We start from the raw sequence: 21,097 nt of genomic DNA, 5'->3' as shown, positions 1-21,097 counted from the left end.
AAAAAAGAGGGAGCCAAGCCGTTATCACGACTGGGAGTCCGTTTTTTTTATTGAATATTTGCCGCGATTCTTTCCAACGCTTCCTGTAGAATCGGGCGTGGCGTTGCGATATTGATTCTCTGGTAGCCTTCGCCCTCGATTCCGAACATTGTGCCTCTGTCGAGCCAGACTTTTGCCTTGTTTACGATTATGTCATCGAGTTCCGAATCAGAATAGCCGTAAGCCGAAAAATCCAGCCACAAAAGATATGTTCCCTCTGGTTCGATAAGTCGTGCTTTAGGAAGATTTTTCGCAACAAAATCTCTCACAAAGTTAAGATTAGCGACAAGATGTTGCTTAAGTTCTGAAAGCCATTCTTTTCCATGCTCATAAGCCGCTTTAGTTGCTACAAAACCCATCAGGCTTGGCTCGTCGTAGCCGGTTTTGTCGCGTTCATCGTGGAATTTCTTTTTGAGAGCGGGATTCTGAATAAAATTGATTGAAAACTGAAGTCCTGCTAAATTGAAAGTCTTGCTTGCGGAAGTTGAAACGATTGAATTTTCTGCGGCTTCTTTTGAAATCGTTGAGAATACTGTATGCTTGTTCGGCTCGAAGACAAAATCATTGTGAATTTCATCGGCGAAAACAATGACTTTGTGCTTAAGACATATTTCTGAAAGGCGGGTAAGCTCTTCGCGTGTCCAGACTCGGCCGACCGGATTGTGCGGGCTGCAAAGAATGAAAAGTTTGACATCATTTTCGACGATTTTCTTTTCAAAATCTTCAAAATCAATCTGCCATTTTCCGTCTTTTTCAAAAAGTGATGAAGTTACGAGCTTTCGGTTGTTCGCGAGAATCATATTTTTGAAAGGGTAGTAAACAGGAGTCTGAATAATGACCGCTTCTCCTTCGCGGGTAAAAGCCTTGATTGCACATGAGATTGCAAAAACAACGCCCGGAGTTGTGACAACCCAGTGCCGAGCAATGTCGAAATTGTGCTCAGTTTTCTGCCAGTTTTTGACAGCTTCGTAAAAATCTTCGCCGGGAACTGAATAACCGAAAATTCCGTGGTTTACTTTTTCGTGCAATGCTCCGAGAATTGCTGGGGCAGTAGGAAAGTCCATGTCGGCAACCCAAAGTGAAAGAACATCCGCGGGCTTTCCGCGGGCAACGGCAAGGTCATATTTTATTGCGTTAGTATTTTTTCGATCTGTGATTTTGTTGAAGTCGTAAATCATTTGAGGCTCCTTGTATTTTTTGATTAAAACCTATTAAGTTGGTAGGTAATATTATTCTAATATACCCTCTCATTTTTAGCAAGCAGGGAGCCGTGAAATTTTTGGCTAAATAGCGAGTTTAGAACTTATTGGATATTGCAAAAAACGACGCGAAGGAGTGAAACGGCTTACGAAAACACTCAGTTTGTGCTGCCGCGTGAGCGGCAAATGTATATAATTACAAGCACAAACTGCGTGTAGCAGGCGAGCAGGCCTTCACAGCATAGCTGTTCGGAGACTCACTCAAAATGCTCCACCGGAGCATTTTGCCGGCTACGCCGTCGTTCCCTAGATTTCGCTAAGCCGTTATCACGACTGGAAGCCGTTTTTTGATACAGCCGCTAAATCTTAAAACTCGCCATTTGACCTATTTGATTGTGATTCGGCCTGCGCCGTTTGGATTTTCGTAATCAAGAAGGTAATTTTTGTAAGAAGAGAGTGGGCTGTTTGCTGTTGAGATGTGTGGCTTTCCGTCTTCACCTTTTGCGAATGATTTTACATAAGCTGAGGTCATCAGATAGTCTTCGCCAACATAGTCCTTTACGAGTTTTGTGTTTGCGAGCATTGCAAATCCATCGCCCATGTTACGCAATGTGTAGTTCAATCCGGCCATTGTGTAAGTTTTTGCGAGGTCGATTGGCTCGTAAGCTGCGGTCTCTTTGTTGTAAATCTGGATGTCTGTTACGCGGTATTTTGTTGGTGCGCTAGTCCAGAGTCCTTCTGCTGAGGTTTTGATTGTGTCCGGGATTGAAGTGTCGATTGTGTATTTGATTCCGGCAACATGAAGCAATCCGCCGTTTTCACCTACGCCTGCTTTTCGTGCTCCAAACTCAAGTGCTTCGAGAACTTCCTGACCTGAAAGCTCAACAATGCACATTACATTGCCGAACGGCTGAACTGTTTTTGCAGATTTGTAGCTGTATGAACCAGCCGGCAAGTCTGAACGGATTCCGCCTGCGTTTGCGATTGCGATGTCACATTTGAGCTGCTCGACTTCATTGAAGTAGTAGTAAGCTGCATCTGCAACGAGGTCGCCCAAGTTTGTTTCCTGTTTGCGGACGATTCGTGCTTTTGGATTTTCCGGGTCGTTGATGTAAAGTGGAACGTCAGAAACTGCAATCTCTTCGTTCATTTTTTCGTCAACTTTTTCGCCCCATGCCTTTACGAGTGCTGAAACTGTTTCGTCTGAGCGGTCATAGCTTGTAATGAGCTCGGCTTTTTTGTCGTTGTCAGAAAGTGTGAGTTTTCCGATTGCGGCGAAATAGCAGCCTGTCTGTGTAAGAAGGACGTCTTTTCCTGTTGAGTCTTTGACGAGTCTTTCTGGAACTGTTGAGTGAGAGTGACCGTCGATAAATGCATCGAGACCGTGTGTGTTTTCGATTACTTCAACGCTTGTCCACGGAGATGATGTTTTGTCGTCACCGAGATGGCCGAGTGCTACAACATAGTCAGCTTTTTTTGAAGCTGCGTCGATTGCCTTCTGAACCATGCTGTAAAGTTCTTTTCCGTCTTCGCCGCCGCCGATTTTATAGATGAATTTTGTTCGTGCTTCGTCCATAAAATATGCAGGAGTTGATTTTGTGTAAGTCTCCGGAGTCATGATTCCGACAAATGCGACCTTTGTTTTGCCGAATTTGAGGACTTTGTATGCTTCTGTAACCGGCTTGTTGTTTTTTGTTTTGAGGAAGTTACATGCTACATAAGGATATTTTGCTTCCTTGATGATTTCAAAAAGTCGTTTTGCACCGTAATCAAATTCGTGGTTGCCGATTGTTGCGATGTCATATTTTGCGGCGTTCATGAATTTGATGATGCTTGCGCCGTTGTCCATTGAGCCGTAAGCAGTTCCCTGAATATGGTCTCCGGCATCAACAAGGGCAACCTGTTTTCCCTGTGCCTTGAGGTCATCGCGGAGTGCGACGACTGAGCCATAAGAAAGCCCTGGTACTTTGTTACCGTCTTTGTCCTTTACAGTGTTTGCGATGTAAGTGTGAACATCATTTGTGTAAAGGATTGTTACTTCTCCACGAGGCTTGCCCCATGCAGAAACAAATGCAATGAAAAACAATGATAAAGCTAAACCAAATCTTTTTTTCATTTGAATTCCTCCAAATTTTTTATTGGTTTATAATACTGTTTTTCATAAGGTTTGAGTAGATGGTTTTGAAGGGGGGACAGGGAGCCGTTCGCGGAAGCGAAAAAACTCGTGAGACGAGTTTTTAGGCGAGTCTCGGTGAAGGCTATGCCTGAACCGCTTCCCCTCGCTCCAACCGCTTCGCGTTTTCCGCTACCCCCTGTGCGGGCTTCAAACGCCAGCCCGCAACGCCTGGCTTAAATCTTCTATTAAGTCATCTGCGTTTTCGATACCGACGCTCAGCCTTAAAAGAGTGTTCGTGATTCCACGTTTATTTCGCTCTTCTTCAGGAACATCGACATGGGTTTGTGTGGCCGGATAGGTAATCAGCGTGTCGATTCCGCCTAAGCTTTCCGCAAAGTGAATGATTTTTACGCTTTTCAGAACCCGCTCCACAGTTTCCGGGCTGTCAACATAGAATGAAATCATGCTGCCAAAGCCTTTGGCCTGAGTTTTTGATATTTCGTAACCCTTGCTTTCTGGAAGTCCTGGAAACAAAATGCCTTTTACGCGAGGATTTTTCTTGAGTGCCTCAACAATTTTGAGAGCGTTCTCGCACTGGCGGTCGAGCCTCACAGAAAGTGTTTTGATTCCACGCACAATCATGTAGCTGTCAAAGGGCGGAAGTGCTGAGCCTGTTGTCTTTGTGATGATTTCGAGTTTTTCGGCAAGATTTTTGTCGTTCGTGGTGACAAAGCCTGCGAGCGTGTCATTGTGCCCGCACAGGAATTTTGTACCGCTCTGAACTACGACATCCGCGCCCAGCAGAATCGGCTGCTGTAAGTACGGTGTGAGAAATGTGTTGTCCACGATCAATATCGCACCGATTGAATGGGCATACTCCGCTGTTTTTTTTATGTCCGTGATTTTCATCAGGGGATTGCCCGGCGTTTCAATGAATATGATTTTTGTGTTCGGTTTTGAAGCCTTTTTGACATTTTCAAGCTCTGTCGTGTCGGTGTAAGTTGTGTCGAAGCCGAGTTTTTTACCGATTGTGTTCAAAAATCGCTCTGTTCCGCCATAGAGATCATCTGAGCAGACGACATGAAGCCGTTCACCTTCCTTTTCGTGCAGAATTATCGCATCGAAGAGGGCAGTGATTGCCGCAAGCCCGCAGTTGTAGGCAAAGCCAAACTCAGCATGGTCAAGCGAGGCAACAAGTTTTTCAAGATAGTCACGGGTCGGGTTTTTAAGCCGCGAATAATCGTAGCCTGTGGACTGTCCCAAAGCCGGGTGCGCAAAAGTTGCTGACTGATAAATGGGAAGCGCGATGGCCCCAGTCCTGTCACAAGCCTCATAATCAATCCGCCCCCGGACACAAATCGTATCAATATTCATTTTTTTTTCTCCAGCCGAGCGTTAGGGATTGCAGGGGCGGCGAAGCCGTTGCCGATAGGCAATGAAGTGCGAAAGCACGGAACCCCGAAAAGCCCGACCCGCCGAAGGCGGGTAACGCCCTAAATCTTTATTTATAAAACCGCTTCAGTTCAACGCTGATGCTTATATACGAGAGCAAATGCACAAAACAAGCGTAGGTGGGGTTCTGTCACAAAGTCGCTTGAACTTGTTCACCGCGACTTTGATGGCAGGTTCCCGCCGGGAGCTTGTTTTGTGTGTAAGCCATCAAATACAATAATCATAGCCGTTGAACTGACGGTTTTTTTCTGCTATTTGCTCCAGTGTGTTTGAGTCCACGAAGTCGTTTATGACCGTGTTGAACTCGTTCCAGAAATCATCGTTACCCACCGAACTGACAGTCGGCGCTTCCGAGACCGTCCGTGGATTTAAATCCCCTTCCATAGCACGCAGAATTTCTCCCACGGTGTATGTATCTGGCTGCCGGGCAAGTTTGTACCCGCCGTTATTTCCACGCAGTCCTGTTACAAGTCCTGATTTGCTCAGCTGAATCAGAATTTGCTCCAGATATTTTGAAGAAAGATTGTGCCTGTGCGAAAGCAGTTTGAGCGGAATGTAGCTTTCCTGATTCTGCTCTGCAAGTTCCGTCATGATGAGTAATGCGTACTGTCCTTTAGTTGAAATCTTTAACATGTTTCGTTTCCTATCAAAAATTAGTAAGAGGCAGGGAAAATTTTGTATCTCTACCCATTGACATACTAGGTTAATATCATGATAATACACTTAACCTACTTACGCAATAGGTAAAGATAAAAAAATAAAGAGGTGTAAAAATGGCAAAGAAACTTCGGCAGATAGCTATTTATGGAAAGGGTGGAATTGGAAAATCTACAACAACACAGAATTTGACAGCAGGATTGCTTGAGCTCGGAAAAAAAGTTCTGGTAGTTGGTTGTGACCCAAAAGCGGATTCAACCAGACTTTTGCTCGGAGGCCTTCATCAGAAGACTGTATTGGATACAATTCGTGACAACAAGACTGAGATTCAGCTTGAAGATTTGCAGAAAGTCGGATTTAAGGGCGTTCGATGCGTAGAGTCAGGCGGACCGGAGCCGGGAGTTGGATGCGCTGGCCGAGGTATCATTACTTCTATTTCTATGCTTGAAAATCTTGGCGCATATACGGAAGATTTGGATTATGTTTTCTATGATGTTTTGGGCGACGTTGTTTGTGGTGGATTTGCAATGCCAATCCGCGAGGGCAAGGCTCAGGAAATCTACATCGTTGCTTCTGGTGAAATGATGGCTTTGTACGCCGCAAACAATATTTGTAAAGGTATTGCCCGCTATGCCGAGCGCGGTGACGTTCGATTGGGCGGAATCATCTGTAACAGCCGAAACGTTGACCGCGAGCTTGATTTGCTCCGTGCTTTCACAAAAGAACTCAACACTCAGCTCATTTACTTTGTTCCACGAAACAACATCGTTCAGCAGGCTGAAATCCGAAAGAAGACTGTAATCGAGTATGCGCCGGAAAGCTCGCAGGCTCAGGTTTATCGTGATTTAGCTCAGGCAATCGACGAGAACACAAACTTCACGATTCCGACACCAATCACACAGGAACGCCTGGAAGAAATTCTTATCGAAAACGGCATGATGGAGCCGGAAGGAAACTACTCAATCTAGGAAAATTAAGGTTGATGGCATCTCTAAAACATGATTTTTTGAGTTTTTTAAGGAGTTTTTCTGTCTAAATAATCCATCGTGTACTGCACGGCTAGGGCGGCGGCGTAGTGATAGCTGTCTTCGGCAAGGTCAAAATGCTCGTTGTGATGCGGGTAGCTTGTCGCTTCGCCGTCGCTGGAGCCGGCGTGAATGTATGTTCCCGGTGCTTTGCGTGAAAAATCTGCGAAATTGTCAGCCATGAAGCGTTTTTCGATGTTCGTGATGATGTTTTCGGACGGAACGATTTTTTTAGCAGATTCGATGACTTCCGCCACGGTTTCGGTAGGATTTATGAGCGGGTCTGAAATGTCCTCGATTTCAACATCCGCTTTTGCTCCGTATTCTTCCGCAATATTTGCAGCGATTTTGCGCACTGCATCAGCGAGTTTTTTTCTTGATTCTTTTGAAAAAGCCCTGATTGTTCCTTCCAAGACAGCCTCAGATGGAATTATGTTGTAAGTCGTGCCAGAATGAAAGCTTCCGATTCCGATTAAGCCGCCTTCAACCGGCGAAACGAGCCTTGAAACGACAGTCTGAAGCTGGGAAGCAATCAGTGCGCCGACAAAAAGAGAATCTGCGCCAAGTTCAGGATATGTGATGTGACTTGATTTTCCGTGAACCGTGATTTTAAGCCGGTCGCAGCTTGCCATGTCGCTTCCAGTTTTGATCGCAAACTTTCCGACATCAAGGCCGGACTGAAAGTGAATTGCGAATGTTCTGTCAACATTGTCTAAAATCCCTGAATTGATTATATCCCGCGCACCGTTTCCGATTTCTTCTGCTGCCTGAAAAGCAAAAATCACCTTGCCCTTAAAGTCTTTTTTGTGTGCGGAAAGGATTTTTGCCGCTCCCAAAAGATAAGCCGTGTGGCCGTCGTGACCGCAGGCGTGCATGATTCCAGAATTCTGGCTTTTGTAAGGCACATCATTTTCTTCCTGAATCGGAAGGGCATCAATGTCCGCACGGAGAAGAAGCGTTTTCCCAGGAACGCCAGAGTCAAGCTCCGCGATGACATTTGTTCCGGCAACTCTTTTGAAGGGAAGTGCGATTTCTGAAAGTTTTTCTTCTATATATTTGCAAGTGTTGAACTCATTGTGCGCAAGTTCAGGATGAGAATGAAAATAATTTCGCAGCTCGACCATGTAAGGTTTGAGCTCAAGGGCTTCTTCCAGAATTGTCATTTGTTCCTCCGCTGGGAAAGGGTACTATGTGTTACCCATTGAGTCAATAGGTATCACATAGCTACTACGCGCTCGAAGCATAGCTTCGAACGAGACTCGCTCAAAACTCACCTCGTGAGTTTTGCCCCCGCACGCGGGGCCGCTCCCTATCTATTGACTAAATAGGCAAAAAGATTTATAACCTAGTATATTAGTAGGTATTAATATGGCAGAAGCAAGTATTATTGAGTTAAAAAATATATCGAAGATTTTTCAGACTGAGGACGGGAATTTTACTGCGGTTGATGATGTTTCGCTTTCGGTAAAAAAGGGCGAGATTTTTGGAATCATCGGCTATTCGGGCGCAGGAAAGTCAACGCTTGTGCGGGCAATAAAACTGCTCGGCCGGCCGACTTCGGGCAGCGTGACCGTGCGTGGCAAGGATTTTCTTTCGCTTTCTGCAAAGGAACTTCGTGAAGAGCGCAAAAAAATCGGAATGATTTTCCAGCATTTCAACCTGATGAAAAGTCGCACTGTTGAGTCCAATGTTGCTTTTCCTCTTAAACGCTCAGGGCTTTCAAAGACAGAAATTTCTGAGCGGGTAAAAGAACTTTTGAAACTGGTTGAGATTGAGGGAAAGTCAAAGGATTTTCCGAGCCAGCTTTCGGGCGGTCAGAAGCAGCGAGTTGCCATTGCGCGCGCTCTTGCAAACAATCCTGACATTCTCTTGTGTGATGAGGCAACTAGCGCACTTGATCCGACCACAACCCGCTCAATTCTTGCGCTTCTAAAAAGGCTTAACAAGGAGCTGGGGCTTACAATCGTAATCATCACGCATCAAATGGAAGTAATCAAAGAGATTTGTGACAAAGTTGCGGTCATGGAAAACGGAAAAGTCGTTGAGCAGGGCGAAGTTTTTGACATTTTTGCAAAGCCTCAGAACGAAGTGACCAAACGATTCATCCGCTCGACATCAAATCTTTCAAAAGTTGAGCAGCTGATTTCGGAAGATTCGCCTGTGGTGCATCTCGAAAAGGACGAAAAACTCGTTCGCTTTACTTACATTACAAAAAATGTTTCGGAGCCACTGATTTCGGCGATTTCAAGGCTGTATGAAGTGACGATAAACATCATCTTCGCAGAGATTGAAATAGTGCAGGACGCCCCAATCGGCGGAACGGTAGCAATCGTAAGCGGAGAGGCCGGCACGATAGACCGTGCATTGAAGCACATCGCGGCTCTGGATGTCGGGGTCGAGGTGCTAAAGACAGGGACGAAATAATTAGACGCAGATATATAAATAAACCACAGATGGCACAGATTACACAGATTGAAACATAGAATCTGTGTAATCTGTGTAATCTGTGGTTGAAACTTCGGGGGTACGGGGGCGTAGCCCCTGTAGATGGGGGTGTCGGCGCAACGAAGTGCGACGCAGGGGGAAGCGGTTCAGGCATAGCCTTCACCGAGACTCGCCTAAAAACTCGTCTCACGAGTTTTTTCGCTTCCGCGAACGGCTCCCTATCCCCCTTTTTATTATGGAGGAGAAAATGACTGATTTTATTGAGACGATTTTGCCGAATGTGGCGAAACACCCGGAGCGATTTTTTAACGGGCTTCTGGAGACTTTTATCATGACGATTTGGTCTGGGGCGATTAGTTTTGTACTGGGGCTTTTGATTGGAATTACGATTACCGTGACCAAAAAGGGCGCGATTTTGGAGAACAGGCCGGTTTATCAGATTTTTGACAAGCTGATCAACCTGTTCCGCTCGATTCCGTTCATTATTTTGCTGACCGGCGTTATGCCTCTGAGCCGACTGATTATGGGAACGGCGATTGGCGTGCGGGGAGCGATTGTGCCTCTGATTTTCGGAACTGTGCCGTTTTTCAGCCGACAGATTGAGAGTGCCCTTGCCGAAGTCGATGACGGCCTTGTTGAAGCTGCCGAAAGCATGGGGCTTGGCCCGCTCGACATTATTTTCCGCGTGTACCTCAAAGAAAGCGTTGGGCCGATTGTGCGCGTGACGACAATTACCACGGTGAGCCTGATTGGCTTGACTGCGATGGCGGGTGCGGTCGGTGCCGGTGGTTTGGGAAATTACGCGATTATGTACGGTCACGACAGGAATCAGCTTGATGTCACATGGCTTACGATTGTCGTGCTTGTGATTGTGGTCAATTTGATTCAGCTTGGGGGAAACAGGATTATTAAGAGAAATAAACACTAAGAGAATGAAGCGGCTGTGCATAAGCAAAATATTTTATCAAGGTGGCAGAAAATGAGTTTGAATCGAAGAAAAATCGCAATTATTGGTGCTGGGCATGTCGGAAGTCACGGTGGATATGCCTTGATTTCGCAGGGCTTGGCAGAAGAAATTGTTTATATCGATATTGACCAGAAAAAGGCTGAGGCACAGGCTCTGGATCTGTTTGATTCTTCCACTTATCTTGACCGACATGTGAAGGTCTACGCGGGCGATTATCCTGACATTGGCGACGCAGACATTCTGATTGTGGCGGCAGGTCCTTTGCCCGACATGAAGGCTGGCCAGAACGACCGCCAGCAGACTTTGGGGGCGACGGTTGAGATTTTGAAGGACATTGTGCCTAAAATCAAGGCGAGCGGATTCGACGGAATCATCATAAACATTTCAAATCCGGCTGATGTGGTGGCCCATTACCTGCAGGAAAAACTTGGATGGAACCCGAAACGTATTCTTTCTACAAGCACCACGCTTGATTCTGCCCGAGTCCGCCGTGCAATCAGCGAGGCAACCGGCTACGACCAGAAATCAATTCAGGCTTATGCTTTGAGTGAGCACGGCGAGACTCAGTTTGTGCCATGGAGTCTTGTGACTGTGGCAGGAAAGCCCCTTTTAGAGCTGATTAAGGAGCAGCCGGAAAGGTTCGGAAAGCTCGACCTTGAAGAAATTGCCTTACGGGCAAAAAAAGCGGGCTGGATTATCCTTGGCGGAAAAGGAAGTACGGAATTCGGAATCGGAGCCAGCATCGCCAATGTTGTAAAAGCGATTTTTGGAGATGAAAACAGGATTCTGCCGGTTTCGACTCTTTTGACCGGGCAGTACGGATACAAAGATGTTTTTGCAAGCGTTCCCTGCCGCCTGAATAATGAGGGAGTTGCGGAAGTGATTGAGCTGAACCTGACCGATGAAGAAAAGGCAAAATTCGACGCAAGCGTTAAGAGCATGTCGGAAAACTACAGAAGAGCTTTGGGGATGTGAGGGAAGGGAAATAAGGGAAATTTTCCTCTAATTTCCCTTGTTTTCATCTATTTTTCGTAAATGCAGTTCAAAATTCTTACTTTGTGCGTAGTCAGTTACGCAGCATATAAATCTTTTTGGAAATCAATAAACACTTTGCTGATTTCCCCTAAAGGTCCAAGCTGCTCTTTTGCATCATTTATAGTACCGTACTTTAGCTTAATAAGTTCAGGCAGATTTTCCATTGAAAGTTCACCATACCCTTGCTGGATATACTGTTGTAATACAAAGTCAACAAAGTCTTTTTGTTTTGCATTAAGTTCTGCAGCAAGTAAAGGCCTGACAATATTAACACGCTGCTGACGTTCAAGAGGACTTGTGTTATAAGCAAGATATTCAAGTACATCAAGCAAATCACACTTTTCGTAATTAAGCATTTCCTGAACTTTAAAAAGTTTATCTAAAGAAAAACCTTCATGTTCCATTTTTTCAAGCAGGGCGTATCTTGTCTCTGGATTCTGCCATTGCTTTCTTAAATCCTCTTCATCGGTGAAGAATTTTGGAAGCGTATTTTTATCAACAAGAATATCTGCAAATTCTTTGATTGTAATCAGTTTGCCATCATACATTACTCTTTCTTCCCATTGGAAATCCTGCTTGATTTTTGCTTTTCGTCCATCACCCAATTCAATTTCAATAAGCTCTTTTGGACAGGTACAGGGAAGGTTTCCACAGATTGGGCATGGTTTTGGAGGGCATATGCAAGGTGACTTTCCGCATACAGGGCAAGGACGAGGAGGCTTTTTACACTCACAAGGCCACTTACCGCAGAGCGGACATTTAGGATGAGCGGCACATTCACAAGGATATTTTTCACAAATAGGGCAAACTGGATTTGGATTATCCCATTCTTCATCGTAAAACTGTTTATGAGCACCAACAAAATCATAAATTGTGAAATAATATTTATCATCAAAAAGACGGGTTCCGCGGCCAATAATCTGCTTGAACTCAATCATGTTCGGAACAGGACGCATCAAAACAATATTGCGGACATTCTGAGCATCAACGCCAGTGCTGAGTTTTTGTGAGGTCGTTAAAATTGTCGGAATCGTTTTTTCATTGTCCTGGAATCTTTTAAGCTGCTCTTCACCTTCCGCGCCGTCGTCGGCAGTTACACGAACACAGTAATTAACTCCGCGCTTTGCCTGTGAGTTTATCATATCGCGAATCTGCATTGCATGATTCTGTGTTACACAGAAAACAATGGCTTTTTCATCTGGATTTGCACTTTCTAAGAATTCTGCTACACGAAGCTCATCCCTTTCGCGGATTTTTATTTTCCCGTGATAGAAATCTGCTTCGGGATAAGTTTTATCTTTGTCTAAAAGGTCTTTGCCCTGAATGATTTTGTCATCTTCATCATAAACATATTCATCAATAATCTGATTCGTACAACTCTTTACGCGGTAAGGAGTAAGGTATCCGTCTTCAATTCCCTGTTTAAGCGAATACTGATAAACAGGCTCACCAAAATATTTATAAGTGTCTCCATTTATAGTTCGTCGTGGAGTTGCAGTAAGACCAAGCTGATAAGCAGGCTGGAAATATTCCATCAACTTACGCCACACACTCTCGTCATTTGCACCACCACGGTGACATTCATCTATGATGATAAAATCAAAGAAGTCAGGAGAATACTGTTTGTAATATTCCTGTACTGGTAGGGGGAAGACTCCCCCTGCGCGCCCACTCCGTTGGTCGCTACCCTCTCTACAGGGGATATCCCCCGTAACGCCCCCTTCTGTTTCGCCGTCACCACCACAAATCATAGTCTGGAAAATCGTAAAATAAATGCTTTGTCCCTTTGGCACTTTACCGCCATTCTTGCGGATTTCTTTTGGAGTAATTCTGGCTAATGCATTCTGGTCAAAAGCAGCAAAGGCATTAAAGGCCTGGTCTGCAAGAATATTTCTGTCTGCTAAAAAAAGGATTTTGGGAAGCCTCCGTTTTCTGCAATGTTCCAGTGAGTCTGCATAAGCTTCCAGCAAATTTGGAAGGCAATGTAAGTTTTACCTGTACCTGTTGCAAGCGTTAAAAGAATACGGTCAACCTTGCGGCTTATGGCATCCAATACGGCATTAACAGCATTCTCCTGATAGTAACGGGGCATTTTCCCGCCGTCTCGGTTGAAAGGTTCAAGATTAAATTTATCTCGCCAGTCGTTTTTGTCCGGGAATGTCATTGCCCAGAGCTCTTGTGGAGTAGGAAAACGGTCTACAAAGCCTTCTGTAAAATCTCCGGGTTTTGCCTGCATATCAATAGCCCAGATTTTGTCGCCGTTTGTAGAATAAGTCCAGCGGATATTCATGGCCTTTGCATATTTTTTAGCCTGCTCTACGCCTGCGCTAACATCAAGCTCGTCTTTCTTGGCTTCAATGATTCCAATCTTTACGCCTTTGTAAGTAAGAAGATAATCAATTTTATCCGGATTTCTTTTTGCTTTTGTAACAATACGGCCAGGCGACACAATATAAGCACGCTGTTCAGTAAAAATATCGCTACCTTCTACAATGCCCCAACCGGCAGCATGAAGAGCAGGATCGATTTTCTTTAACCTTGTGTCGCTTTCGTTCATATTGTTCTCCGTTTGTGCACATTATCACAATATGCACAAATTTTTGCAATTTTTGTGCATATTGTTTAAATTAGGGGAAATTTTCCTCTAATTTCCCTATTTTATTTTCTGTTCATCAACATATTCAAACCAGAATAGAGGAAATGCATTAAGCACTGCAACTTCATGATTTGGAATTACATACTTTTCAATCTGTTTATTAAAAATAGTTTGCTGATTTATTGAATCTTTATTTTCGGGAATTGAATAATCATCAGTACATATAAAATGTGCTTTTTTGATATTTAATTCTTTTAGAAGCAACCAGTTTTGTTTGATTTTTTCTGTACGCGCTTTATCATCCGAAATTTTCAATTCTCCAGATTTATGTAAATCAAAGCATAAATATTTCAAGTTTTTATAATAAGAATCTTCATCTACAATCTTCTTAAAACTTTTTTCGCTCATTAAATCAAAAATATAATTCTTAAAATCTTCATCAGGTAATTCTTTCTTAAAGAAGCGGTAAGACTCAATCATAGGATAATTTATATACAACTTAATTCCGTTGCGCTCAGAATCAAGGCTTTCATTTTCAAAATAGTTGAATAGTTCAAGAATCTTTGCATTCTGCTGCTCTATCGTGAGTTTGTTCTTTTCGTCCTTCTTGCGGATATCATAATCAAAGAACATAAAGATTTCAGAAACTTCGTAAGAATATTTTATTCTGTCCAAATCTGATTTCACTTCTTTATGTTTTGCGGCTTCCTCTTTCAAAACATTTATAAGATTTACTGAGCCATCAAAAATACCATATTCTTTAATTGTGTCATACAAAGAAAAAATATTGCTACAGTAGTAATGGAGAATCTCTTCTTCATTCAGTTCAAAGTGGAAAATCTCTTTTAATGTTTTATAGAGACGGGGTTCATCGTTTTTTCCTTCAAAGATAAAAAGAATCATTTACCAAACGTACCACCGCGATAAAGTTTTTCAAGATTATGACCATAACGTAATTCTTTTAAAGTTGCGTTGTGTGCATTTACAATTTTGTCTTTTGAACAAATGTAATAGCAGTCAGGGCGAAGCAAATCATTTGTGAAGATTGAAGTATTATGAGTTGTAAGCAGCACCTGACAGCCATAAGATTTTAAGCGTTCAATAATAAAGTACGAAAGTTCAAAATGATAGAAGGCATCAAACTCATCAATGAAAATAAATGACGGGCATTTTTTGGGATCTGCAATGTCTTCGAGCCAGTAATAAACAAGAAGTAATGAACGCATACCGGAAGATGCAGCCAAATTGAAATCAATGGTATTATCATTGCCATATTTTATCATCAACTGTTCTGCACCATTCCAAATTCTATGGTCAAGTTCATCTTCAAATCCTGCATCTTTAAAAAATTTTTGTAAATCTGCAAAATGATTTTCTTTTACAATTTTGTCTATAATAGATTGACCACTAACAGGGGTATAGCCTACAAACCCCTTGGTGTCCAAAGACCAGAATAAAAGCATCTTGCTAACAAAGTCGTACATTTTTTCAAAGAGTTCATTTTCTTCGTTTTGAGTAAGGATAACATTTGATTTTATAAAACGAAGAATTGAAAAATTAAGTTGCTTTAAAATCAAATTTGTATTTTCAGCACCTTTCATATTTAGGACAATTTTGTTTTTATCATTAAGGCGATTGTAGTCTACAAGAATTTTATCATTAATTCTTAGTTTTTCTGAAAGGATGTCCTTAAATTTGCTTTTGGTATATGAATAAACAACATCCCTATTATTAAAAGAAAAAGTATATTCAAAAGAAATTACCATATCGTTTGAATAACGATTCTCGTAATTAGCATAATTTTCTTTACTGATATAATTATCTGTAAGCGTCCCAACAATATCAAAAATGGCAAGACCAAGAGAAGATTTACCGCTGGCATTTTTACCGTACATTACAGCAGTTTTTACAATTCCATCTTTTACAGCTTCTGTATTAAAAGTGTAGTTACCAGTTGTAGAAAAATCAATTGTTACCGGTTCTTTAAAAGCCTTAAAGTTACTTACCGTTAATGATTTAAGCATAATCAAACCTCATAAATAATTATACTACATTATCGACAAAATGCACTAAAAAACGCACTTTTGCCGTAATTTTTTTACGGCAAGTATATATTTTGTTTTAAATAATTACAACTCTTTTACAAAGACCTCAAATAATAGAAATTCAAACATCGTTATAATTGCAAGAGTTTTTATGGTTTTAATACTTTCTTATGATTTAAACCAAAATTTCTTCCATACTGTGTAAATAGACATATGTCAGAATGCCTTAATGGGTTAGTTCTGTCATTACATTCTTCAGTACAAATATCATCATACGGACAATTACAATTCTTGGTATATATATAATTATACATTCGTGATATATGTATCCAATAAGCTAATTGGTCAATATCTAACGGCGCATCTTCTTGGTGATCAATCATAATAGAATACTGATTTTTTTTATTATAGATAATCGGAGATACAACTTCTCTTATTAATTTAAAATATTCAACTTCAGCAGTTGCTCTGTCCATGCTCATGAATCGAGAGAGAAATACTTTATCTGAATCACGTTTTTGAGTATATGTTTCAATTACATTATCAGCCCATGTAACAGCATACTGACATTCAGGAAGGTTTACCGCATTTTTAAGATTATATCTAGCATCTTCTACAGATTTATTCCAAATGTCAGTAAATTTTATCTTATACATTTTTTCAATTTTAGAATACGAATAATTATAAAATGACTCTAAATCAGAAGGAATAAAATGTTCATCTTTCATAATGTATAAAAGATTGTAAAAAACTTCTGCCGGATTATACATTTGTAATGAAATATCACAAAGGGCAAAGATATTTTCTTGTTTAATTGCAAACTCTGGTAAAACTGTATTTGCAAATAAATAAGGTAAATCATATGGTATTTGCCATCTTCCATTATCTGGAGAAGGATATAAATGATTTTCTAAAATACGAGCCATACCTTCTAAAATCGCACATGCACCAAATTGAACAGGATATGTATTACCATCTGTACATTTTATTAATAAATAGTAGTTGCAAAGTTCTGAAGTACCAATAGGAAGAACATAGTCAGTAAAACTTATGCAATCCTTTTTTTCTACATATTTATATGGCGACTTATTGAAATAAATATGAAATAGATTTGTATTTAGCATTCTCAATCCATTTTCAGTTTTATAAGGAAGACGGATAATCTTACTTTCTTTATTTAAATAAAATCTGCAATATTACAAAAAACATTAGATATATTGATTAATCCATATACAGTACATATATCTTGTGTAAAGTGTAAGTATTCATGACAAATTGTTGGTAAGAATTCTTTATCCAAAAAATGTGATTCATCTTTATCGGTTTCTAGATAAATCTGGAAAAAAGATGGTAAATATGATCCGTTTATTGTCTGTAACATTTTGTTGCTCCTTGTTATATGAATCTTTTTTATATTTTTACAACTCTCCTTCAAAGGCTTTTTGTAAGAGGGATTGTTTTAGCTCGTCGCAGTTGGCAATTTGTTTTGTGTAGATTTCCTGCAGCAGGCGGACTTTTTCGCTGAGAGCGTCGAGTTCTTTTACGATGCGTTTTTGCTCGGGGAGAGGGGGAAGAGGTACTTCAAAGTCTCCAAGAATTTTTTGATTAAGATTTGAAATATTTGCACCTTCTTTCCCGTTAAGTATTTTTCTAGAACTTTCTGCTTTCATGAAGTGCAAAAGAAAGTCTGCATCCAATAAATCAAAATCTTTTCTGAAACGAATACAAAATCCACTGTAAGTTGTTGGAATATCTTTCGGATAAACTAATACACAACGTCCAACTAATTCTTTATTACCATTAGAACGTACAAAAACAATATCCCCGTCATGTAGCAGATAATCTTCTGATGGAGCTGCTTTTAAAGAGATTTCTGAAAGAGTTTCTGTATCATCAATACTATAACGCTCCTTAAAGTCTCCAACTCCTAAAGAGCGAATTGTGTATCCACTGTCTGTTGCAGCAAAGTTCATTCCATTTTTGAATGATCCGCAATCCCCCAATCTTTTCTTTTCCCAAGTGGTATTGCTGAAGGCTTTTGCCAGCTGGGACTGGAACAAATCTTTTGCGTTCTGCAGGTTGGTTTGGGCATTTGCTTTTAGGCTTTCCAGATGTGCAAATTTTTCATCCAGAATTTTGACTATGCGCTTTTGTTCTTCGAGGGGAGGAAGAGTAATTGGAACTTCTTTGAGCTTTTCTTTATTCAATGTTTTTCCTTTTACTTTTACATCACCTTCAGTCAGTTTAGCCCAATCAAAATTTTCTAAATAATATTTTAGAAAGAACAAATCCAAATTTTTATCTAGAATTGGCAAAGCAGCAATTGCTTCATTTGTAAATAAATCTCTTTTTGTTATTGCACATCGACCTATTGTAAGCTTAAAACTCATAAGAAGCGTGTTAGCTTTTACAAGTTTCATTTTAGGTACTGCATTATCAGAAACATATTCTGTACTATCAGATATATATCCATTCTCTGTGTTATTTAAATCTGCGATTGAAAGCCAAACATTATCTGTTTTCTTTTCTTTATCCCACAGCTTGGAGTTTCCGCGTTCTGGTGTACGGCCGATGTTTATTTCGCAGAGTTCACTAAGCTTTTTTATTTTCCAATCTTTTTTCACTTTCAATTCTCCATCCTCCATCGGCAGCTACGGGGGCGTTGCGGGGGTGTCCCCCGCTAGACGGGGTAGGCCGCAACGACGTGCGGCCGAGGGGAAGGCTTTCCCCTCCTCCCTAAAAACTATTATCTTCTTTCTGATGGTCTTCAAATGGAAGCTGCTGAGTTCCAATTTCTTTTGCATTTTTGGAAGAAATGACTGTACCACCGCGTTTTTCCAAAGACTTGCGGGCATCTCTTGCAACTTCGGCTCCAGAAACTGCAATTCTAGCACTTTCATTAAGTGTAGAGGGTGTTTCTTTTTGAGAAAGCTCTGTTGCAGAAGCTTCGGCAAGCATGTTCAAAATCAACTCAAGGTTTGTCATGTTATCCCTGAGGTTTTCTTTTTTTAGCCCTTTAAAATCTTTATATTCTTTTGCAGACATATCTGCCCAAGTGCGGTACATCAGGTCTGTAAGCAAGGCATATTCTTTTCCTTTTTTGACACCCGATTTATCCCACTCGTCTGTGAGGGCCTTACGGACTTCAATTGATTTTATCCTTTGGTTAATCCAATTATCGCTGTAACCAAGATTTTTATAATTTTGGACTGCACGTTCAATTGAAAGCTCTGGATCTACGGCCTCATCTAGAAACTCACCTCCGACTGTTGCAAGCCAGATTTTGAAGGGTTCTGCCTTTTTGCTTGGAATGGACTGAATTAAACGAAGAAGTTGCGGAACATCAGCAACATCTGTCTGGCGCATTTTTCCATCGGCAGCAGGTAATTTCAAAGTGTGACAATTTGTCACGGTTTCATTTCCTTCTTCTTTGAGTCGCTGCTTAAGTTTTCTCCAATATGCTTGTGGATTTTCAGACTCTGAAAGAACCGCTACTACATCTACAATGGCAAAATACCATTTTTCATGTTCTGAATCCCACACCGAGCGGATTTTGCTGTTATCGAAAATTTGTATTTTGTTTGGCAAGTCTTTTTTTTCGTTTTCCACTTTTACTCTCCCAGTTCTTTCAAAAGCACTTCTGCCTCTTTGTTCAGCTCACGCATTTCTTTGATAATCTCGGCCGGTTCACGCAGGGGCTTTTCTTCCTTTTTGTTCGGGTTCTTTACGCTAAGGTCCAGGGTTTCGGGATTGAGGTCGCTTACGTTGAGGCTCCAGCTGTTTGGACTTGGGCTGAAAGTCTTTTGCAGGGCAACAAAATCGGCAAGGTCATCTTCGCTCAGGGGATTTATTTTGCCAAGATTGCGGTCCAGGTTGAGCTGATAGTACCAGATTTTTTCTGTGGGCTTTCCTTTTTCGAAAAAGAGGACTACGGTTTTTACTCCGGCTCCTGTAAAGACTCCGCTCGGGCAGTCGAGGATTGTATGAAGGTTGCAGCTTTCCAGAAGCTCGCGGCGAAGGGCTATGCTTGCGTTATCTGTATTGCTCAGGAAGGTGTTTTTGATTACTACACCTGCACGGCCGCCCGCCTTAAGCATTTTGATAAAGTGCTCCATAAATAAGTAGGCTGTTTCGCCGGTTTTTATCGGAAAGTTCTGCTGGATTTCTGAACGTTCCTTACCGCCAAAAGGTGGATTTGCAAGTATGACATCTTTACGGTCGCGCTGCTGAATCTGGCTCAGGTCTTCGGCAAGGGTGTTTGTGTGCATGATGTTCGGCGCTTCTACTCCGTGGAAAATCATATTCATGATTCCGATGATGTACGCAAGGCCTTTCTTTTCTTTGCCGTAGAAGGTCTGCTTCTGGAGTATCTGCTTTTGTTCTACGGTTTTTGCTTTTTCGTTTAAGTAGTTGAAGGCCTCACAAAGGAAGCCGGCACTTCCGCAGGCTCCGTCGTAAATTGTGTCACCGATTTTTGGCTCTACTACGCGGACTATTGTGCGGATGAGCGGACGCGGTGTGTAATATTCTCCTCCATTGCGGCCGGCGTTTCCCATCTTGTGGATTTTGCTTTCGTAAAGATGGCTCATTTCGTGTTTGTCTGTACTGCTCTGAAAATGAAGTCCGTCTGCATAGTTTAAGATTTCGCGCATGTTGTAGCCAGAAACTATTTTGTTTTTGAGCTCGCTGAAAATCTCTCCTATTTTATATTCAAGTGTATCAGGAGTTGCGGCTGTATTTTTGAATTCTTTTAGATATGGAAAAAGTTTGAGGTTTACAAAATCTGTAAGGTCGTCGCCTGTCATGGCGTTTTTATGGTCTATTTCACCTTTTGAAGTTTTAGGGCAAGCCCAAGAGTTCCAGCGGAATTCTTTTTTTATAATCCGCTTGTATTCTTTTCCCTGAAGCTCCATTTCATCACTGCGTTCATCTTCAAGAGCATCAAGATATTTTAAGAAGAGAATCCAGCTGGTCTGTTCTACATAATCAAGTTCGTTGGAACATCCTGCCTCTTTCCATAAGATATCGTCTATGTTTTTGAAGATTTGCTCGTAGTTCATAAAAATTCCTCTTTTTATCCCATTATATCAACATTCACTCGTCAAATATAGGCGCTATTTTGAACTTCTCCCCTCTGAAAAATCACACTTTTTTTTTATCTTACCCATTGACACAGTAGGTAAAAACAAGTATAACAATTGCATTAAATAAACCTAGTAACTTACTAGGGAATAACAAACAACGGAATCAACACATTTTATTCCAAAGGAGTCAAATATGAAAAAAATTATCGCAGTAGTTTTAATCGGAGCAGTCGCCCTCACATCAGGCTTCGCGGCAAAAAAGAAGAACACTGTCGTCAAACTGGGAGTTGTCGGCTCAATCTACGAAGATTTGTGGACACCAGCTCAGAAAGTCCTCAAAAAGCAGGGTATCGACCTCAAATTCGTTCAGTTTTCGGATTATGTCACACCGAACAATGCGCTTGCAAACGGCGAAATCGACCTGAACGCTTTCCAGC

The 21,097-nt window shown here is 41.6% G+C and carries 18 protein-coding genes; 5 read left to right on the top strand and 13 right to left on the bottom strand.

Annotated features, from left to right (window positions below; all coding sequences use genetic code 11):
* Nucleotides 1-47: 47 nt before the first annotated feature.
* From IJJ71_RS02405 to IJJ71_RS02390, 4 genes are all read right to left on the bottom strand, one after another.
* Complete coding sequence (locus tag IJJ71_RS02405; RefSeq protein ID WP_296845115.1) at nucleotides 48-1,217, bottom strand: MalY/PatB family protein; 1,170 nt, start codon at nucleotides 1,215-1,217, stop codon at nucleotides 48-50.
* 406 nt (nucleotides 1,218-1,623) lie between these two features.
* On the bottom strand, nucleotides 1,624-3,354 hold the full coding sequence (locus tag IJJ71_RS02400) for a bifunctional metallophosphatase/5'-nucleotidase (protein WP_296845114.1): 1,731 nt from the start codon (nucleotides 3,352-3,354) through the stop codon (nucleotides 1,624-1,626).
* Between the two features lie 207 nt (nucleotides 3,355-3,561).
* The gene (locus IJJ71_RS02395; RefSeq protein WP_296845112.1) at nucleotides 3,562-4,728 is read right to left on the bottom strand and encodes a trans-sulfuration enzyme family protein; all 1,167 of its coding nucleotides are present in this window, start codon (nucleotides 4,726-4,728) and stop codon (nucleotides 3,562-3,564) included.
* A gap of 285 nt (nucleotides 4,729-5,013) precedes the next feature.
* Nucleotides 5,014-5,439, bottom strand: coding sequence for an RrF2 family transcriptional regulator (locus IJJ71_RS02390; protein WP_296845111.1), 426 nt, complete (start codon nucleotides 5,437-5,439; stop codon nucleotides 5,014-5,016).
* A 140-nt stretch (nucleotides 5,440-5,579) separates the two neighbouring features.
* Here IJJ71_RS02390 and nifH point away from each other — a divergent pair, with 140 nt between their 5' ends.
* Nucleotides 5,580-6,431 (top strand): nitrogenase iron protein, encoded by an 852-nt coding sequence (gene nifH, locus IJJ71_RS02385; protein WP_296845110.1) that lies wholly within the window; start codon nucleotides 5,580-5,582, stop codon nucleotides 6,429-6,431.
* 47 nt (nucleotides 6,432-6,478) lie between these two features.
* Here nifH and IJJ71_RS02380 read toward each other — a convergent pair whose 3' ends face one another.
* Nucleotides 6,479-7,651 (bottom strand): M20 metallopeptidase family protein, encoded by a 1,173-nt coding sequence (locus IJJ71_RS02380; protein ID WP_296845109.1) that lies wholly within the window; start codon nucleotides 7,649-7,651, stop codon nucleotides 6,479-6,481.
* A 205-nt stretch (nucleotides 7,652-7,856) separates the two neighbouring features.
* Here IJJ71_RS02380 and IJJ71_RS02375 point away from each other — a divergent pair, with 205 nt between their 5' ends.
* The 3 genes from IJJ71_RS02375 to IJJ71_RS02365 all read left to right on the top strand — a co-directional run bounded on the left by IJJ71_RS02375 (nucleotide 7,857) and on the right by IJJ71_RS02365 (nucleotide 10,875).
* The gene (locus IJJ71_RS02375; RefSeq protein ID WP_296845107.1) at nucleotides 7,857-8,912 is read left to right on the top strand and encodes a methionine ABC transporter ATP-binding protein; all 1,056 of its coding nucleotides are present in this window, start codon (nucleotides 7,857-7,859) and stop codon (nucleotides 8,910-8,912) included.
* Between the two features lie 268 nt (nucleotides 8,913-9,180).
* On the top strand, nucleotides 9,181-9,861 hold the full coding sequence (locus tag IJJ71_RS02370) for a methionine ABC transporter permease (protein ID WP_296845105.1): 681 nt from the start codon (nucleotides 9,181-9,183) through the stop codon (nucleotides 9,859-9,861).
* Between the two features lie 51 nt (nucleotides 9,862-9,912).
* Nucleotides 9,913-10,875, top strand: coding sequence for an L-lactate dehydrogenase (locus tag IJJ71_RS02365; RefSeq protein WP_296845103.1), 963 nt, complete (start codon nucleotides 9,913-9,915; stop codon nucleotides 10,873-10,875).
* Nucleotides 10,876-10,970: 95 nt separating this feature from the next.
* On the opposite strand, the gene IJJ71_RS02360 is transcribed toward IJJ71_RS02365, so the two are convergent.
* From IJJ71_RS02360 to IJJ71_RS02325, 8 genes are all read right to left on the bottom strand, one after another.
* Nucleotides 10,971-12,905, bottom strand: a complete 1,935-nt coding sequence (locus tag IJJ71_RS02360; protein ID WP_296845101.1) for a type I restriction endonuclease subunit R — start codon at nucleotides 12,903-12,905, stop codon at nucleotides 10,971-10,973.
* Nucleotides 12,836-13,492, bottom strand: coding sequence for a DEAD/DEAH box helicase family protein (locus IJJ71_RS02355; RefSeq protein ID WP_296845099.1), 657 nt, complete (start codon nucleotides 13,490-13,492; stop codon nucleotides 12,836-12,838). The genes IJJ71_RS02360 and IJJ71_RS02355 overlap by 70 nt, the downstream gene beginning before the upstream one ends.
* A 96-nt stretch (nucleotides 13,493-13,588) precedes the next feature.
* The gene (locus IJJ71_RS02350; RefSeq protein ID WP_296845097.1) at nucleotides 13,589-14,434 is read right to left on the bottom strand and encodes a hypothetical protein; all 846 of its coding nucleotides are present in this window, start codon (nucleotides 14,432-14,434) and stop codon (nucleotides 13,589-13,591) included.
* Nucleotides 14,431-15,555 carry an AAA family ATPase gene (locus tag IJJ71_RS02345; RefSeq protein ID WP_296845095.1) on the bottom strand — a complete coding sequence of 375 codons (1,125 nt, stop codon included), beginning with the start codon at nucleotides 15,553-15,555 and terminating at the stop codon, nucleotides 14,431-14,433. Before IJJ71_RS02345 ends, IJJ71_RS02350 begins: the two co-directional genes overlap by 4 nt.
* 170 nt (nucleotides 15,556-15,725) lie before the next feature.
* Nucleotides 15,726-16,700 carry a hypothetical protein gene (locus IJJ71_RS02340; protein WP_296845093.1) on the bottom strand — a complete coding sequence of 325 codons (975 nt, stop codon included), beginning with the start codon at nucleotides 16,698-16,700 and terminating at the stop codon, nucleotides 15,726-15,728.
* Between the two features lie 294 nt (nucleotides 16,701-16,994).
* Nucleotides 16,995-18,200, bottom strand: a complete 1,206-nt coding sequence (locus tag IJJ71_RS02335; RefSeq protein WP_296845091.1) for a restriction endonuclease subunit S — start codon at nucleotides 18,198-18,200, stop codon at nucleotides 16,995-16,997.
* Nucleotides 18,201-18,312: 112 nt separating this feature from the next.
* Nucleotides 18,313-19,185 (bottom strand): BRO-N domain-containing protein, encoded by an 873-nt coding sequence (locus IJJ71_RS02330; RefSeq protein ID WP_296845089.1) that lies wholly within the window; start codon nucleotides 19,183-19,185, stop codon nucleotides 18,313-18,315.
* A 2-nt stretch (nucleotides 19,186-19,187) separates the two neighbouring features.
* Entirely contained in the window at nucleotides 19,188-20,636 is a 1,449-nt protein-coding gene (locus IJJ71_RS02325; RefSeq protein WP_296845087.1) for a class I SAM-dependent DNA methyltransferase, read from the bottom strand.
* A gap of 217 nt (nucleotides 20,637-20,853) precedes the next feature.
* On the opposite strand from IJJ71_RS02325, the gene IJJ71_RS02320 reads away from it, so the two are divergent.
* The coding region (locus IJJ71_RS02320) for a MetQ/NlpA family ABC transporter substrate-binding protein (RefSeq protein ID WP_296845084.1) at nucleotides 20,854-21,097 on the top strand (244 nt) is incomplete at its 3' end.

Origin of the sequence: Treponema sp. (assembly GCF_017430385.1) — a bacterium.
Taxonomy (GTDB): domain Bacteria; phylum Spirochaetota; class Spirochaetia; order Treponematales; family Treponemataceae; genus Treponema_D.
The sequence above is the reverse complement of the archived record's forward strand: the minus strand, read 5'-3'. Positions and strand labels throughout refer to the sequence as shown.